15 protein-coding genes are annotated in these 15,542 nt (G+C 67.4%); 6 read left to right on the top strand and 9 right to left on the bottom strand.

The features are described from left to right. Positions 1 to 431 precede the first annotated feature (431 nt). On the top strand, positions 432 to 830 hold the full coding sequence (locus G6O69_RS42305; RefSeq protein ID WP_346017152.1) for a glutathione peroxidase: 399 nt from the start codon (positions 432 to 434) through the stop codon (positions 828 to 830). Positions 831 to 901: 71 nt separating this feature from the next. Here G6O69_RS42305 and G6O69_RS22815 read toward each other — a convergent pair whose 3' ends face one another. Both G6O69_RS22815 and G6O69_RS22810 read right to left on the bottom strand, forming a co-directional pair. Next, positions 902 to 1,627, bottom strand: a complete 726-nt coding sequence (locus G6O69_RS22815; protein ID WP_172305624.1) for a YebC/PmpR family DNA-binding transcriptional regulator — start codon at positions 1,625 to 1,627, stop codon at positions 902 to 904. 211 nt (positions 1,628 to 1,838) lie between these two features. Continuing rightward, positions 1,839 to 3,302 carry a catalase gene (locus tag G6O69_RS22810; RefSeq protein WP_172305623.1) on the bottom strand — a complete coding sequence of 488 codons (1,464 nt, stop codon included), beginning with the start codon at positions 3,300 to 3,302 and terminating at the stop codon, positions 1,839 to 1,841. A gap of 70 nt (positions 3,303 to 3,372) precedes the next feature. On the opposite strand from G6O69_RS22810, the gene G6O69_RS22805 reads away from it, so the two are divergent. Further along, positions 3,373 to 4,299: a LysR substrate-binding domain-containing protein gene (locus G6O69_RS22805; protein WP_172305622.1), complete on the top strand. Its 927-nt coding sequence runs from the start codon at positions 3,373 to 3,375 to the stop codon at positions 4,297 to 4,299. Between the two features lie 182 nt (positions 4,300 to 4,481). Then, on the top strand, positions 4,482 to 5,657 hold the full coding sequence (locus tag G6O69_RS22800; protein WP_172305621.1) for a hypothetical protein: 1,176 nt from the start codon (positions 4,482 to 4,484) through the stop codon (positions 5,655 to 5,657). A 127-nt stretch (positions 5,658 to 5,784) separates the two neighbouring features. Here G6O69_RS22800 and G6O69_RS22795 read toward each other — a convergent pair whose 3' ends face one another. The 3 genes from G6O69_RS22795 to G6O69_RS22785 all read right to left on the bottom strand — a co-directional run bounded on the left by G6O69_RS22795 (position 5,785) and on the right by G6O69_RS22785 (position 9,820). Further along, complete coding sequence (locus G6O69_RS22795) at positions 5,785 to 6,012, bottom strand: hypothetical protein (protein ID WP_176397036.1); 228 nt, start codon at positions 6,010 to 6,012, stop codon at positions 5,785 to 5,787. Between the two features lie 268 nt (positions 6,013 to 6,280). Further along, complete coding sequence (locus tag G6O69_RS22790) at positions 6,281 to 8,101, bottom strand: hypothetical protein (protein WP_172305619.1); 1,821 nt, start codon at positions 8,099 to 8,101, stop codon at positions 6,281 to 6,283. A 12-nt stretch (positions 8,102 to 8,113) separates the two neighbouring features. After that, positions 8,114 to 9,820: a DUF3556 domain-containing protein gene (locus G6O69_RS22785; RefSeq protein WP_172305618.1), complete on the bottom strand. Its 1,707-nt coding sequence runs from the start codon at positions 9,818 to 9,820 to the stop codon at positions 8,114 to 8,116. Positions 9,821 to 9,876: 56 nt separating this feature from the next. On the opposite strand from G6O69_RS22785, the gene G6O69_RS22780 reads away from it, so the two are divergent. Together G6O69_RS22780 and G6O69_RS22775 are read left to right on the top strand one after the other, a co-directional pair. After that, positions 9,877 to 10,197, top strand: coding sequence for a hypothetical protein (locus G6O69_RS22780; RefSeq protein WP_172305617.1), 321 nt, complete (start codon positions 9,877 to 9,879; stop codon positions 10,195 to 10,197). Between the two features lie 62 nt (positions 10,198 to 10,259). Then, the gene (locus G6O69_RS22775; RefSeq protein ID WP_172305616.1) at positions 10,260 to 11,168 is read left to right on the top strand and encodes a serine/threonine-protein kinase; all 909 of its coding nucleotides are present in this window, start codon (positions 10,260 to 10,262) and stop codon (positions 11,166 to 11,168) included. Between the two features lie 74 nt (positions 11,169 to 11,242). Here G6O69_RS22775 and G6O69_RS22770 read toward each other — a convergent pair whose 3' ends face one another. The 3 genes from G6O69_RS22770 to G6O69_RS22760 all read right to left on the bottom strand — a co-directional run bounded on the left by G6O69_RS22770 (position 11,243) and on the right by G6O69_RS22760 (position 14,383). Then, a complete protein-coding gene (locus G6O69_RS22770; protein WP_172305615.1) occupies positions 11,243 to 12,925 on the bottom strand; it encodes a serine/threonine-protein kinase in 1,683 nt (560 codons plus the stop codon). 96 nt (positions 12,926 to 13,021) lie between these two features. Then, positions 13,022 to 13,951, bottom strand: a complete 930-nt coding sequence (locus tag G6O69_RS22765; protein ID WP_176397035.1) for an STAS domain-containing protein — start codon at positions 13,949 to 13,951, stop codon at positions 13,022 to 13,024. 156 nt (positions 13,952 to 14,107) lie between these two features. Next, positions 14,108 to 14,383 carry a hypothetical protein gene (locus tag G6O69_RS22760; RefSeq protein ID WP_172305613.1) on the bottom strand — a complete coding sequence of 92 codons (276 nt, stop codon included), beginning with the start codon at positions 14,381 to 14,383 and terminating at the stop codon, positions 14,108 to 14,110. A gap of 56 nt (positions 14,384 to 14,439) precedes the next feature. On the opposite strand from G6O69_RS22760, the gene G6O69_RS40470 reads away from it, so the two are divergent. Beyond that, positions 14,440 to 14,565: a hypothetical protein gene (locus G6O69_RS40470; RefSeq protein ID WP_255215854.1), complete on the top strand. Its 126-nt coding sequence runs from the start codon at positions 14,440 to 14,442 to the stop codon at positions 14,563 to 14,565. Here G6O69_RS40470 and G6O69_RS22755 read toward each other — a convergent pair. Continuing rightward, complete coding sequence (locus tag G6O69_RS22755) at positions 14,552 to 15,382, bottom strand: SDR family NAD(P)-dependent oxidoreductase (RefSeq protein ID WP_172305612.1); 831 nt, start codon at positions 15,380 to 15,382, stop codon at positions 14,552 to 14,554. The two genes, G6O69_RS40470 and G6O69_RS22755, sit on opposite strands and share 14 nt — an antisense overlap. Between the last annotated feature and the right edge of the window lie 160 nt (positions 15,383 to 15,542).

The raw sequence follows: 15,542 nt of genomic DNA, 5'->3' as shown, positions 1-15,542 counted from the left end.
TCCACCCATTCATCCTCGATCCGACCTCCGTCCCGCGCATCTGCTCCATCCAAGAACCCGCTCGAACCCCACGGACGCCGTCTTATCTGCCGTAATTCACGGTCACCGGGGCGACCTCGAGACGGTGGCCTGCACGCTGGCCATGATCCAGGAGATGATGCCCGATGCCCAGGGACGGGCGACTGCTTTTGTGTTCCGGCGCTCCTGCTGCGCGCATCCGCTCGCTGCAGAGACCCTGCGCACGAGGCGGTGCCTCTCGGCTCGTCGTCGCGCCCCATTCACGCCGCACATCACCCCATCGCCCCCATCCGCTTGCATCGACTGCTCGCGATGCCTCTAATGCACGGGTGACCAATATCTACGATTTCGAAGTCGAGACGATCACCGGCGAGACCTACTCGATGAGCAGGTACCGCGGCGACGTCTTGCTCATCGTCAACACCGCTAGCAAGTGAGGCTTCACGCCGCAGCTAGGTGAGCTGCAGGAGCTTCACGTGCGCTACGAAGACCGGGGACTGCGGGTCCTCGCCTTCCCTTGCAACCAGTTTGGCAAGCAAGAGCCCGGCACGAACGCCGAGGTCCTCGCCTTTGCCCAGCAAAACTATGGCGTGACCTTCCCGATGCACGCCAAGATCGAGGTCAACGGCGGGGGGGCCCACCCCCTCTACCGTCACCTCCAAGCCAAGGCCCCGGGGATCCTGGGCATCAAGGCGATCAAGTGGAACTTCACGAAGTTCCTCGTCGACCGCCACGGTGAGGTCGTCGAACGCTACGCGCCCAAGACCGCCCCCTCGAGCCTCGTCGAGAAGATCGAGGCCCTCCTCGGTTAAATGAGCGCGGCCCCATCGCTACGCCGATGGGGCCGTCTTCGCTCGACTCGAGCGCATGCCCACAGCTCGAGCTACTCGAGGTTGTGATACACGCGCTGCACGTCGTCGTCGGCCTCGAGCTTCTCGATCAAGGCCATGATCTCGTCGGACTCGCTCTCCCCCAGCTCCGTGGTGGTCTGCGGGACCCACTCGAAGCCCGACTCCACGACCTCGATGCCCTTGCCCTCGAGGCCGGACTGAAGGTTGCCGAAGTCGTCACGGGCGCAGCGCAGCACCAGCACGTCCTCGCCCTTGTCGTCGAAGCCCTCTTCGAGCTGCTCGAGGCCATGATCGATGAGCTCGAGCTCGAGCTCGTCGACCTCTCCGGCGCTCGGGGAGATCTTGAAGTAGCCGAACTGATCGAACATGAAGGCCACGCTGCCGCTGCTGCCCAGGTTGCCGCCCTTCTTTTTGAAGGCCGAGCGCACGTTGGCCACGGTTCGCGTGGGGTTGTCGGTCGCGGCCTCGACGATCATCGCGATGCCGTGCGGCCCGTAGCCCTCGTAGAGCACCTCTTGATAGTCGACGGCGTCCCCGACCCCAGCGGCGCGATCGATCGCGCCTTGGATCTTGTCCTTGGGCATGTTGACGCCGCGGGCGTTTTGGACAGCCCGGCGCAGCGCCGTGTTGTTGTCGGGGTCTGGACCCCCGGCCTTGACGGCCATGCTGATCTGCCGCGCGCAGCGGGTGAAGGCCTTGGCGTCACGCGCCCCGCGCTTGGCCATGGCGAGCTTGCGGTTTTCAAAGGTGCGACCCATGCAGTGTCTCCGGCCCGCCCTTGTACCGCGTGCGGCGGCGGCCGTCACGACTCCCCGTAGGTAGCCCTAATCCGATGAATTCCGACGAATTCCCCGAAAGGAGGGGACACCGGGGGCCCGCCTCGCCAGCCCGCAGGGACCCGCTGGAGGCCCGCCGGGGTGCCACCTCAGCGGGCCCCGCGCGGCCAGGCTCGGCGCTTCGCCGCGAGCCTCATTTGTCCTCGCACCGCTTGGCGATCGCCTTCTCGACGCGCTCCCCGAGCTCCGCGTCCGCGCTGCGGAAGTGGCCCACAGAGCGCTCGACCACCCCAGGCAAGGTGACCTGCGACAAGCTGTCGGCGAGGTTGTCCACGAGGCGCTGCTTGCCGTCCGCGCTCATCACCCGATAGAGCGCCCCGGCCTGGCCGAAGTCGTCGTCCTCGGGGTGCTCGTGCGGAACGTAGTGCCCGCTCGGCCCGTCGGACGCGATGCCCTTGCTCAGCGGCTTCCCGGTCTCGACCGGACCTCCGCGCGAGTTGGGCTCGTAGTTCACGGAGCCCCCGCCGTTGCTGCCCACGGTCATGAACCCGTCCCGCGTGTAGTTGCTCGCGCCCCCCTCGACCTTCTTGGCCGAGTTGACCGGCAGCCGGGTGTGGTTGATCCCCAGGCGGTAGCGGTGCGCGTCACCGTAGGCGAACAGCCGGGCTTGGAGCATGCGATCGGGGGACGGGCCGACCCCCGGGACGAAGTGTGAAGGATCGAAGGCTGCCTGCTCGACCTCGGCAAAGTAATTGTCCGGGGTGGTGTGCAAGGTCATTCGCCCAACCTCGATGAGCGGGTAGTCTTCATAAGGCCAGACCTTGGTGAGGTCGAAGGGGTTGAAGCGATAGTTCTGCGCCTCCGCCTCCGGCATCACCTGCACCTTGAGGGTCCACGTGGGGTGGTCCCCGCCCTCGATGCGCGCGTAGAGCTCCTTTTGAAGGTACTCGGGATCCGAGATCCCCGCGGCCTCGTCAGCGGTCAGACACTTGATGCCTTGATCCGTCTTGAAGTGAAACTTGACCCAAAAGCGCTCTCCCTCGGCGTTGACCCACTGATAGGTGTGCGAGCTGAACCCATCCATGCAGGCGTAGGAGGCCGGGATGCCGCGGTCACCAAAGAGCCAGACAAATTGATGGGTCGCCTCGGGAGACCCCGCGAAGAAGTCCCAAACATTGTTCGGCTCCTGGCTGTTGGTATGGGGGTCGTACTTCTGGGAATGGATGAAGTCTGGAAACTTGATGCCATCTCGAATGAAGAAGATCGGCGTGTTGTTTCCAACCAGGTCCCAGTTCCCATCCTCCGTATAGAACTTGAGCGCAAAGCCGCGTGGATCGCGAGCCGTGTCTGGGGCACCGCGAGACCCCGCGACCGTCGAAAAGCGCGCGAACATATCGGTCTTCTTGCCGACCTCGGAGAACAGCTTCATTCGAGTCCAGCGCGGCACCTCGGCGCTGGTGACCTCGAAGGTCCCGTAGGCTGCGGTCCCCACCGCGTGAACCACACGCTCGGGGATCCGCTCGCGGTTGAAGTGGGCCAGCTTCTCGAGCAGGTGATGATCTTGAATGAGGACGGGCCCACCAGCACCGGCGGTCTGAGAGTGCTGGTTATCCGTGACGGGCGCGCCGCTTTCGGTGGTCAACGTCTTCTTGGTCATGGAAACAGACTGACAGCGGGTATCCATAAGCGCCAACACATCGGCTCTATGCTAGGCATAGGAAGGTCCTATGACCTCTTTCCATACCCCCGCCTTTTCGCTCAGGCAGCTCCAATACGCCGTAGCGGTCGCCGAGCGCGGAGGTTTTGGTAGCGCGGCCGAACACTGCGGCGTCTCCCAGCCGTCACTGAGTGCGCAGATTGCCAAGCTCGAGTCCTGTCTGGGTGTTCAGATATTCGAGCGCCATGCACGCGGGATCCTGGTCACCGAGGCGGGCCGTCGACTCCTCGAGCGGATGAAGGCCGTGCTGCGAGAGAGCGACCACCTCCGAGATCAGGCCGCGCTGCTCACCGACCCCTACGCCCTGCGCCTGCGTGTGGGCGTCATCCCGACCATCGCCCCTTACCTGCTCCCCCCGACCGTCGCAGAGATCCGTGCGCGGGATCGAGCCCCACGCGTGCATTGGATCGAAGAGCGCACGAGCCAGTGTGAGCACGCCCTGATGTCGGGAGACCTCGAGGCCGCCCTCATCGCCGACGCGCCCAGCATCCCCGGTCTCGAAGCCGTCGAGATTGGCTGGGAGCCCTTTTGCCTGCTCGTCCCCACAGACCACCACCTCCGAGCTCCGGTCGCCATGAGCGACATCTCGCCCGAGGAGCTGCTCCTCCTCGAAGACGGCCATTGCCTGCGTGATCACACTCTCGCATTTTGCGCATGGCCCAATTTCCGCGAGTCCCCCTTTCGTGCGACCAGCCTGCCGACCGTCGTGCAGATGGTCGCCGCTGGCCTCGGGGTCAGCGTGCTCCCCGCCAGCGCCATCCCCATCGAGTCGCGTCAGCAGGGGATCCGCTGCGTGCCCTTCGAATCCCCATCAATTGGACGGACCATTCGCCTGGCGCGGCGCACCCGAAGCCCTCATAGTGAACCCCTCGCCACCCTCGCAGAGCTGCTACGAAAGGCGCTCTCGAACGCGCTGAACACACCAGCGCGATATTGAGCACGCGAATGGGGCGCTATCCGAGCTCTCACCTTTGTGTGATAGAGGTCTTCGCGCTTTTAATGCACTTGTCACAAAGTGAAGACAGCCCTGACAAAGTTTCACGCCTTGCCAAATTAATCGACATTTAGACTAAAGATACTTCTTTTCTCGGTCAGGACTTGCACCTATACCTTTCCGGTATGAAGCTGGCCCCAGTATCCCAAAAACTTCAGAAGTTCATTCGTCCGACTATCGGGCTGTTCGCCGTGACCATGGTCCTCGGCGGCTGCGTTGAAGCGGAAGATGACTTCATCGATCAGGACCTCGAAGAGGAGCCTGCCACCACCAGCCCCGAGGCCGTCGAAGCCAACGTCCCCGAGGCCATCCCGGTCGCCGACAGCTGCGTCGGTGGTGAGCCCGACGGCGTCGTCGCTGCGACCGAGACCTGTGACGACAACGCGTCGTTCACCGAGACCTGCTCCGACATCGACTCCAAGTACAACAGCGGCACCCTGTCTTGCAGCGGCTGCACCTGGGACACCACGGACTGCCTGGTCCCCGGTGAGGGCAACGCCTGCGTCTACAACTCGCACTGCGGCTCCGAGGCCCCGGCCTGCGTGAACGGCTTCTGTAGCGCTGGCGAAGAGGGCGATCCTTGCGACTACGACTCGCACTGCAACGAGGAGACCTCTCCCGTCTGCGTCGATAGCGTGTGCTGGGACGGCGGCGTTGGTGACTCCTGCATCAACGACAACGACTGCATCGGCGCCCCCTACTGCGTCGACGGCGAGTGCCGCATGGGCGACGTGGGTGACCCCTGCATCTACGACAACGACTGCAACTCGGGCTCCCCTTATTGCGCTGGCGGGACCTGCTCCGCTGGCGAGCTCGGTGACAGCTGCGTCTATGACAGCGACTGCTCCGAGGACGCCCCCAAGTGCGCCGTCGACCAGTGCTCCGAGGGCCTCGTCGGTGACTTCTGCGCGGTGAACGAGGACTGCAGCGAGTCGGCGCCGCACTGCGCCATCGACCAGTGCTCCGAGGGCCTCGAGGGTGACCCCTGCGAGATCGCCATCGACTGCAGCGAGTCTGCGCCCTTCTGCGGTGGCGGTTACTGCACCACCGGTGAAGAGGGCTCCGCCTGCGACCACTGGGACGGCGACTGCTCCGAGAGCGCCCCCAACTGCGTCGACAACGTCTGCTACGACGGCTCCGAGGGTGACGGCTGCGCCAACGACAACGACTGCACCGCCGAGGCGCCCTACTGCTCCAACTACACCTACACCTGCACGACCGGTGCGCAGGGCGAGAGCTGCCTGTACACCACCGACTGCGTCAGCGCGCACTGCAACTACGCCGCTCACGTCTGTAACTGAGCCCAGCGTCTCGCAGCATCACTCGACCGACCCGTGCGCCACGCGGGTCGGTCGACCTCGTTTCGCCCGCTCGCCGCCCTCGGCCTCGCCGACGCTTGGCGTTTCGGCGCGAGCCCATCACCGGCGCTCAGCCGATGCCCAGCTCCTTGGCGCGCTGTCGCGCCCAGCTCTGGGTAGCGATGTAGAACTCGGCGTCCGCGCGGACGTCGGCTGGGGAGTAGCCGCTCTCACGATCGAGCTCGCGCTGACCGATGCGCGCGCGGACCATGTTGACGAGCTGTAGGTGGAGCGCGACCTTGTCCCACTCCGTGTCCGGGACCTTTGGTTGGTCGGCTCGTACTTCCAAGAGAACCATGACTATTTCGTGAGCGAGACCTGCCCTTTTGCCAAGTCCTGATTCTGGGCCGCGTCTCAAAGTCATCGTGGGCTGCGCTTCATGCTGCTTTTGCACCGTGTGGAGCGCTCACGGCGTCGAGCTCGAGCGAGCTGCGCGGTGAACTCGGCCCTGCGCGCCGCTCGAAACCGACAGTCGAGCTCGCTTTGCAGCCTGTGCGATAATGTGGACACCCTCGGCGCACGCGTCACCGCAGTGAAGCCTGGCCGTCACGGCGTTGGTCTCGCGCTCACAGCCAGGCTTCGACAGCGTCGCGCAGCTGAGCGGGCGCGTCCAGGCTGACCGCGTGCGAGGCTTCGAAGCGCGGCGCCGCGACCTCCCGCGAGCCCACTGGAGGATCATCGGGAAAGGCAGCGGCCGCGTACTCGACGATCCACCGCGACTGGAGCTCGTCGACGTCCACGGAAGAGACCAGCTCGACATAGGCCGCGAGCGCGAGCGGCATCGCCGGCGTGTGGACGACGAGGTCGTAGTCCGTGACCGTGATCATCGTGTCCACCCAGCGCAGGTTCGACAAGAAGAGCTCGCCAAAGTGCTCGTCGTCGGGGTTGACCCCCATGTTCTTCGCCGCCGCCCCGTTGAAGCGGCTGAGCACCTCGTGGTGAAAGGGCACGAAGTAGCGATCCCAGGACTCGAGCTCCCCGAGGCTCGCGGGCCAGCTGCCGATGTCCGCGTCCGCCGGGAAGGCCGCGGCGCTGATCGCCCGCCAGGCCTGAGCGCGCGCGCCTGCGTCGAGGCCGACGATCTCCTCGGCCGTGACGCCAAACATCGCCTGCGCGGTCTCGGCGTCGTTGAGTCGCAGGTTGACCAGGGCGAAGAGATCGTTGAGCCAGCTCGCCGGCGATCGATAGTCATAGGGGCTGCGGCCGTGCGCGCTCGCAAAGTCGAGGGCGTGGTCGTAGGGCGAGCACGCCTCCATCAGCTCGGCGCAGCTTTGGTAGACGACGCCGAGATCATCTGCGAGCGCGAGCAAAGGCGAGTCGGGACCCTCGAAGTACTCGCCAGCGGCGATCTTCTGCGTCTTCCCGGTCATCGCCGGCTGGATCAGCACCTGGCGGCCAAACTGCGCGGCGATCATCTGCGGGCCGGGCTCGTCGGCCCCGAGCACGAGCTCGTGGTGGGCCTGGATCTCCGCGCTCAAGGCCGGGTCGATCATCCGCCGGCTCGCGTCTGCGTAGGCCCCAGGGTAGAGCAGCATGTCGAGCATGATCTGCGCCCGGGTCCCCCCGTAGCTCTCCGCGACCAGGACCACCGGGTTGTCCTCGAGGCTGGGGTGCGCGGCCAAGAAGCGCAGCAGCACGCGCACGAAGTCGCCGGCGTCGGCGTAGGCGTTGAAGCTCCCCACGCTCATCGCGGCCCCGCGAGCGGCCGCCTCGCTGGGGTCGTCGAGCAGCCCGTAGCCAAAGCCCGTGTTGCGAGCGTCGATCCACAGCAAGTTGCCGAGGCTGGTCCAGCTCGCGGGGTTGGCCGCGTGGCTGAGGCCCGGCTCGACCGCGGCCGGATCGAAGGTCCGCGGGCCCACGTTCAGGCCGAGCAACATCCCGCTGCTGACCCCGGGCCCGCCGTTGAAGAACACGAAGAGCGGGCGATCGTCCGAGCCGAGCGCCGCGGGCCAAAACGAGTAGAACGAGCGCGCGTCGGTGGTCTCGAGGGCCTGGGCCTGCTCGCCCTCGCCCAGGGTGTAGGCGACGGCCTCGAGGGCCACGAAGCCAGCCTCGGGCCCGAGCCCGGCGCAGTCGCACAGCAGCTCTCCCGCCTCGCACACGCAGGCCTCGCAGGGCGCCGGCGGGCAGGGCGAGCCCACGTCGGGCTGGCCGAGATCCGCGATCGGGCCGTCGCTCTCGCTCTCCCCCTCCCCCTCCCCCTCGCTCTCGGCTCCGCTCTGGCCGTCCTCGGAGCCGAACTCGTCGTCGCTGCTCTGCCCTGGCTCGAGCGCCTCGTCCGCCCCAGGCTCCCCGCCACAGGCCACCAGCCACAGCGCGCAGCCGAGGCCCAAGACACGCGCACGAGCGCGAGCGAGGACCGCAGATGCCGTGGCAGCGCTCACCATGGCCGCGCCTGCTCAGATCCCCGCGGCCTCGGGCGCCGGCGCCCCCTCTTGGCCCTCGAATTGCGCCTCGAATCCCGGGGGCAGCTCCCAGGGCTGGCGCTCGAGGATGTCGGCGACCACGACCTCGCCCTCCTCGATCACTCCGCTGGCCGCGTCGACGATCGACCAGCGCTGGGTCCGGCCAAAGAGCGGCTGGGACTCGAGCACCACGCAGCGCAGCTCACCGGGCTCGAAGCCGCACTGGGCCTGCACCCCTCGCAGCAGCTGCTCGCCGTGGAGGTGGCCGTCGCCAAAGTTCCAGCCGAGGATCATCCCCGAGATGACCTCGCCCTCGGCGTAGACGCGCTCGTCGAGGTCCGGGGCGGCGCGGTGGAGCAGCCCGGGCAAGAAGCGGCCGTGGAAGTGCATCAGCCGAAAGGCCATGACCCGCGCCTGCATGGTCAGGACCGTCGGGCGCTCGTAGAAGAAGCCGAGCTGATCGTCGATCCAGCGCGAGGGCGTGACCAGCTTGTCGAGCTTCTTGCGGCTGTCGCCGCGAAACAGCCACACGCTGATCGGCCAATTGCCGGCGTAGTAGCGCATCGCCAACAAAAACGAGACCAGCCGCGGGAAGAAATTGCCGATCAGCGGCAGGGCGATCAGCATCACGGCCAGCGCCGCCGCCATCGGCAGCGAGCCGATATCGAGGATCGTGACCTCGGGGTGGGCCCAAAACAGCGCGAAGCCGCCATAGACCATCATCACGTTCCACTCGAGGGGCACGGCCATCGGCACGTTGCTGGTGATGTAGCCGTGCAGCATGAGCATGAGCACCATGCCGACGAGCAAGGGCGTGCCCTCGCCGGCCCAGATCAGCACCGAGGGCACGGCGAACTCGAGCACCGTGCCCACGTGCGCCATCGCGGTCGCCAGCCTCGAGGGCCGCAGGTCGTCGGGGTAGCTGCGATACATCCGCCGGCGCAGCCAGGGGAAGCGGGTGAAGGGGCCGTTGCTGGTCATCACGCACACGACCGTGGGGAAGTGGCGGTTGAGCTTGGAGACCCCGGCCCAAAACCACAGCGCCAGCTGTACGGCCTTGGCCCCGGCGATCCAGTTGCCGGCGAAGGCGAAGCACAGCAGCACCGCCCAGTAGTGCTCGGCGCGAGCGACCAGGAACAGGGTCTTGTCGAGGACGCCCAGCAAGGGCACGAGCACGATCAGCGCGTAGAGCTGAGTGTCGCTGACCGTCGGGGAGAACAGCGCCCAGCCGAGCGCCACCAAGGTCACCGCGTAGACGCCCGCGTCGAGCAGCGTCCGCCGGGGGCCGCCGATCAGCGGCGCGCCCTCGAAGAGCGGCAGCTTGGTCGTGCCCGGGCGCATGAAATAGAGCGCCCCGCCAAAGGGCGGCATGTAGCGCCCGGTCAGCGGCCCGCTCCCGCAGCCAAAGCCGAGCAGCTCGAAGAGCATGCTCCAGATGATCGCCTTTTGAAACGCGAGCGGCTCGAGCCACCATTGCTCGATGTTCGCCAGCCCGCCCAGGCTCGGCGAGCGCGAGCAAAAGAACACCCACGCCCCGATGTAGCCGGCGATCTTCAGCGCGTAGGCGAGGTAGACCGGCACGGGCGCGCCATAGCCCTGCATCGCCCAATCCTGGCAAGCCAGGCGGGCGCGCTCGTTGAACGGGCGCTTGGACCATTCCTCGGGATCGAAGGGCGGCGGAGCAGGATCGAGCAGGCCCATTGGCGCATAGCATGCCCCATCCCCTGGTGTTGGCGCGACCCTGATACCATCGGCGCATGCAAGGCAGCCGATCACGAGACCCACACCCTCGGGTCAGGATTCAGCGCTCGGCCCTGGTCGGCCTCTCCCTCGCCTCGCTGCTCGGCTGTGTCGACCGCCCCTCGCAGGAGGAATGCCAGGCCATGGTCGACCACGTCGCCGCGCTCTTTCGCGCCGAACAACAAGGTCGGGCCGCCGAGATCGCCAGCGAAGTCGCCAGCGAGCATGGACCCGAACTACTCGACGAGTGCCGTGAGGCTGGGACGGCTCGAGAGGTCCGCTGCGTGCTCGAGGCCGCGACCTTGGACGAAGTCCGTGCCTGCGCGCCCGCGGAGTGAGGCGCTATAGATTTCTACACCCTCACGGTCGCTGGACACCTCCTGTCAGACTATCGCGCAGCTTGACCTACGACCACACGGTCGGCGAGCGTGGGCAGGTGTCGAGCCAGACCCTCCTCGAGCGATACACCCTCCAGGAGCCCCTCGGCGAGGGCGGCATGGGGGTCGTCTATCGGGCCATCGACGAGCACGGGCAGACCGTGGCGATCAAGCGCCTGCACGCCGACGTGGCCTCCTCCCCCGAGCTCGCGCTCCGCTTCGAACGCGAGGCCAGGGCCCAGTCGATGCTCGCGCACCCGAACATCGCGGCCCTGCACGCCGTCGGCCTGACCCCCGAGGGCGGCATGTTCTTCGTGATGGAGTACGTCGAGGGCCACGACCTCGCCGACGAGCTCGACCAGCGCGGCGCCCTCGCGGCCACCAGGGCCGTGGATCTGGCCTGCCAGCTGCTCAGCGCCCTGCACCACGCCCACCAGCTCGGCATCGTCCACCGCGACCTCAAGCCCGAGAACATCCTCCTTGCGCGCGACGCCGACGGCCGCGAGCAGCTCAAGATCATCGACTTCGGCCTGGTCAAGATGCTCAACGACGTGCTCGGCAAGCAAGAGTGCATGCGCCTGACCACCAAGGGCATGATCTTCGGCACCCCCGAGTACATGGCCCCGGAGCAAATCCTCGGCGAGGAGGTCGACCCGCGCACGGATCTCTACGCCGTGGGGATCTTGCTGTGCGAGATGCTGACCGGGCGCCGGCCCTTCGAGGCCGAGGAGGTCAACTTGCTGTGGCGCGCCCACCTCAACGACCCCGTGCCCGCGCTGGCCGAGCTCGCCCCGAGCCTCGGCGCGCAGCCGGACCTCGACGCGATCTTGCGCCTGCTCCTGGCCAAGCGCCCCGAGGAGCGCTTCGCCAACGCCCACGCGGCCCGGCGCGCCCTCGCCAGCGCCGAGCTGGGCCTGGGCACGCCGGGCTGAGCTCGGCCGCTCGACCCTGACCCAGCCACGCCTGCTCCTGGATCTGACCTGATCAGGACCTGATCAGGACCCGCTCAGGGCCGGCTGAAGGGGTTCTTGAGCTCCTCGTGCGCCTTGTCCTCGCTCTCGTCGGTGGGCGCGGGCGCCGGCTCGGCGGTCTCGGGCTTGGCCTGCCCCGAGCTCGCCGGGGTCTTTTTGGTGGCCTTCTTGCTCGCCCCCGCGAGCGGGATGAGCTCGTACTCGTAGGACTTGGCGCGGTTGGGGACGATCTTGATCGAGAGGTCCTCGTAGCCCTCGGCCCTGAGCACGAGCTCGATCGGATCATCCGAGCGCTCGAAGCTCAGCGGCGCCTCGGCGTCGTTGGTCACGCCGTAGCGCGCGCCATCTTCGGCGTCGAGGACCAGCGCGGAGACGTTGGCGCTCAGCTCGAGCTCGACCAGCTCGACCCCGGCCTGGCTGTCTGCCTTGGGCAGCGCTACCGCGCCCCCACCTTCGCCCTCGCCAGCCGCAGGCGGATCCGCGCGCGCGACCTCGCTGGCGGCGTCGCCTGCTTCCGCGCCGCCCGCTTCATCGTCGTCGCCGCCCAGGAACAAGAAGAGCCCGAGGGCGATCAGCCCCGACACGAACATGCCGGCGAGCCCGACCCACATCACCGTGCGCGTCGAGTTGTGGCGGACCGGCGCCGCGACCGGGGTGATCCCCGACTGCGCGCCCGCGGACATCGACCCCGTCGCGCTCTGCCAGCCCGGCTGCGACGAGCCAGCCGGCATCGCCCCTGCGGGGGTCGAGCCAGCCGCGCCGCCCCGCCACTCGAACTGCGACGAGCTCGCCGCCGGCAAGCTGAGATCCTCGGACACGACCTGCACGGCCCTCGCCCCCGTGCCCACGGACTCGAGCGCGGCGATCATCTCGGCCATCGACCCAAAGCGCAGGTTGGGGTCCTTTTGCATGCACTTGAGGACGATCGCGTCGAGCTCCGGCGGGATCCCGGCCCCCGGCGCGACGGCGCTCGGGGCCTTGGGCGCCTCGAAGAGGTGCAGCTTCATGGTCTCCATCATGTTCACGCCCTTGAAGGGCGGACGCCCGACGAGCAGCGCGAACAAGATGACGCCGGAGGAGTAGATGTCGGCGCGGTGATCGATGGTCGAGCTGCGGACCTGCTCCGGGGCGATGTAGGACGGCGTCCCGACGATCATCCCCGTGCGCGTGAGGCCCTTGCCGTCGGTCCCGTCGTCGATCTTGGCGATCCCGAAGTCGAGGACCTTGATGAAGTCCGCGTCGCGGCCCCGCGTGATGCGGAAGCAATTGTCGGGCTTCATGTCGCGGTGGATGATCCCCGCGGCGTGGGCAGCTTCGAGCGCCCGGCAGATCTGCAGCATGAAGTGGCGGACTCGCGGCCACGGCTGCAGACCTTCGCGGCGGATCATGTCGCGCAGGTCCTCGCCCTCGAGCAGCTCCATCGCGAAGAACACCGTCCCGCCAGGCGCCTCTCCGAAGTCGGAGATCTCGACCACGTTCTCCTGACGGATGATCGACGCCGCCCTCGCCTCGCGAAGAAAACGTTGGACGAATTCGGGTTTCTTGGCGAGCTCGGGGCTGAGCACCTTGATCGCCACCCGCTTGTGGATCGCCACGTGCTCGGCGAGGTAGACCGAGCCCATGCCTCCTTTGCCGAGGCGCCCGAGGATCCGGTAGCGAGCGAGGAGAATCGCCCCGAGCATGGGGTCCCGGGGAGGCGGCTGGGGCGGCGCAGGCATCAGCTCGCCAAGGCTACAGCAGCCCCGCGGCTGGCGGAAGTCGACGGCTCCCCGCCCCTCAGAGGGCCTCCTCGCTGTCCTCGGGCGAGCCGCCCCCTACCCTCGCCTGGCCCGCCCGAGTTCGATCACCAGCGTACGCAGGGCTGCCGCCAGGCTCTGAAAAACTCGGAGCTCACCAAAGTCCAGGTCCAGCCCGACCATGGTCTGGGCGATCGTCGGCGAGACCCCCGAGAGCACACACTCACAGCCCAGCAAGCCGACGGCGCGGATCATGCGATCGAGGTGGAGGACCGTGGAGGTGTCGATGTCCTCGACCCCCGTGAGGTCGAGGACCGCCCGGCGCACCGGGGCCTGGCTGACACGCTCGAGCAGTTCCTCGGTGACAGACGCCGCGCGGGCGTCATTGAGTGGCCCGATGAGCGGAACGGTCAGCACCCCCTCCCAGACCTGAACGATGGGCGTGCCGAGGTTGTCGATGATCGCCAGCTGCTTGCGGATCAGCTCGTCGTTGGCCACGCGATCGCTGATATCCATGATGTAGCCATAAAAGTGAGTCGCCTTCCCCTCGGCGTCGCGCAATACGACGGTGTAATCGTGGACCCAGAGCACCCGCCCGTCCTGGTGACGAATGCGATAGGGCGCGTGCTCGAACCACATCGCGCGCTCGCTGTGCTCGGTTACCTCCTGCACGACCCGCTCCATGTCCTTGGCCACGATCAAGCTCGCGTAGGGCAGGCGCCCGCTCGCAAACTCCCCCGCGGGATAGCCGGTCAGCGCCTCGACGTTGTCGGACACGAACTCCACCGGCCACCCCTCCGCATTTCGCCAGCGAAACACCACCACGGGGCCGTGGGAAAACAGCGCTCGATCGGCGGGACCACCGTAGAGTCGCCCCGCGAGCTCGTTGAGGCCCTTCGCCAGCCGTGCGCTCGCGGCGTCCTGCCCCTCGTCGAGGGGGCTCGCCGGCTTCCCCGCGAGCAGGTCCTCAATGAACACCGCGAGTTCCTCCATACAATTCGAACTCATTGTTCAAATACGATGGTCCCTCGCAATTCACGCTTCAAGGATCGTTTTCACACAATGCCATCATGACCAGGCCGTCTGCGCGTAAATGTAGCTATCCCGGCGGCCACGCGGGACAACGCGCGAGCGCCGGGATATATCGTCGCAGGGGTGAAACGCTCAATGAGCGCGCATGAAGACTTCTGCATCGCGCTCGGTTTGCGCGGGCGAGAGCAGCTCTCGTGCGTCGCTCCCCTCCGCCGGCAGCAGCTCGGGATGCTCCGCGCGCGCGGCCGTCATGAAGGGCTGCTCGTCTTGCGCCCGCCGCGGCACCTCGAAGGCCTGCGCGGGATCGAGGTGCGCCGGCAAGAACACCTCCGGCGCTGACTGCGTGGACTCCACCGGAGACGAGGCCTGCGCTGCGAAGAGCACCGAACACAGCAAAACAGCGTTCATGAGCGTTCTATGACATCCTTCTCCGCCCCGCGCGAGGAAAAGGTGAAAATTTATCCGTGCTGAGCGTGTCCCGCCGCAGCGCTGTCACCGAGCCGGCGCCGGGCGCCGCCGACGACCGCGGCGAGCACCCGGCACCTCGGGCCAAGGCACTCGCCGGCAGCCCCGGACTCAGCGACGCATGAAGCGACGCAGGAGCTTTGGGTTGAGCAGCGCCCGCCCGGCCATGCCGTGGAAGCCCTGGCCCATCAGCCGCTTGGCGCCCCACATCAGCTTGCCGTCGAGCTGCGGGATCACATAGAGCTCGCCGCGCTCGAGGCCCTCGATGGCGATGTCGGCGATGGCCTCGGCGCTCCACTTGGATCCGGTGATCAGCTTGGAGGTCTGCTCGAGGATCGGCTCGCTGCTCGCCCGCGCGTTCTTGTGAATGTTGGTGCGGAAGAAGGTCGGGCACAGCGCGCTGACGTGCACCTTGGTGTCGAGCAGCTCGCCGTAGAGCGTCTCACTCAGCGCGATGACCCCGGCCTTGCTGACGTTGTAGGGCCCCATGGTCGGCGCCGAGAGCAGGCCCGCGCTCGAGGCCACGTTGAGGATCCAGCCCGAGCCCTGGGCCCGCATGCGCGGCACGAACACGTGGCAGCCGTGGATCACCCCCCAGAGGTTGATCTCGATCTGCCAGCGCCAGTTCTCGAGCGGCACGTCGCCCACGCGACCGGCCACGGCCACGCCGGCGTTGTTGATCACCACGTCGGTGCCGCCCCACGCCTCCTCGGCGAGATCGGCCTGGGCCTCGACCTGCTCGGGCTCGCGCACGTCACAGGCGATGGTCCGGACCTCGCCGCCAGCTTCGCGGATGAGCTCGGCCGTCTGCGCGAGGCCCTCCTCGTCGATGTCGCTGATCACCAGGCGAGCGTGGCGGGCGGCGAGGCGAAGGGAGATGGCGCGGCCAAAGCCGCTGGCGGCTCCGGTGACCACGGCGCGGGGAGAGCTGGGCAGTCGCATGCCGGGGTAATACCCGATTTCGCGCGCGAGCCGGAGGACTCCCCGCGTACGGCCCGCCACGGGCCTGTCTCCGGGTAGCCGGGGTTACCAGCCCGTCAGCCCGCGAACTCGACCGCGTGCCGCCTGCCCCGAGTCGGCACCTTCTCCCGCGTCCTTCACC

It is taken from the genome of Pseudenhygromyxa sp. WMMC2535 (genome assembly GCF_011083025.2).
Note: the sequence above shows the minus strand (reverse complement) of the source record. Positions and strands in the feature narration are given on the sequence as shown.

Bases quoted from the DNA above. Each gene is read 5' to 3' on its own strand.
- G6O69_RS22765 (WP_176397035.1), bottom strand. From the start codon at position 13,951: ATGAGTTCGAATTGTATGGAGGAACTCGCGGTGTTCATTGAGGACCTG.
- G6O69_RS22780 (WP_172305617.1), top strand. From the start codon at position 9,877: ATGCAAGGCAGCCGATCACGAGACCCACACCCTCGGGTCAGGATTCAG.
- G6O69_RS22805 (WP_172305622.1), top strand. From the start codon at position 3,373: ATGACCTCTTTCCATACCCCCGCCTTTTCGCTCAGGCAGCTCCAATAC.
- G6O69_RS22810 (WP_172305623.1), bottom strand. From the start codon at position 3,302: ATGACCAAGAAGACGTTGACCACCGAAAGCGGCGCGCCCGTCACGGAT.
- G6O69_RS22800 (WP_172305621.1), top strand. From the start codon at position 4,482: ATGAAGCTGGCCCCAGTATCCCAAAAACTTCAGAAGTTCATTCGTCCG.
- G6O69_RS22770 (WP_172305615.1), bottom strand. From the start codon at position 12,925: ATGCCTGCGCCGCCCCAGCCGCCTCCCCGGGACCCCATGCTCGGGGCG.
- G6O69_RS22755 (WP_172305612.1), bottom strand. From the start codon at position 15,382: ATGCGACTGCCCAGCTCTCCCCGCGCCGTGGTCACCGGAGCCGCCAGC.
- G6O69_RS22795 (WP_176397036.1), bottom strand. From the start codon at position 6,012: ATGGTTCTCTTGGAAGTACGAGCCGACCAACCAAAGGTCCCGGACACG.
- G6O69_RS22760 (WP_172305613.1), bottom strand. From the start codon at position 14,383: ATGAACGCTGTTTTGCTGTGTTCGGTGCTCTTCGCAGCGCAGGCCTCG.
- G6O69_RS22785 (WP_172305618.1), bottom strand. From the start codon at position 9,820: ATGGGCCTGCTCGATCCTGCTCCGCCGCCCTTCGATCCCGAGGAATGG.
- G6O69_RS22790 (WP_172305619.1), bottom strand. From the start codon at position 8,101: ATGGTGAGCGCTGCCACGGCATCTGCGGTCCTCGCTCGCGCTCGTGCG.
- G6O69_RS22815 (WP_172305624.1), bottom strand. From the start codon at position 1,627: ATGGGTCGCACCTTTGAAAACCGCAAGCTCGCCATGGCCAAGCGCGGG.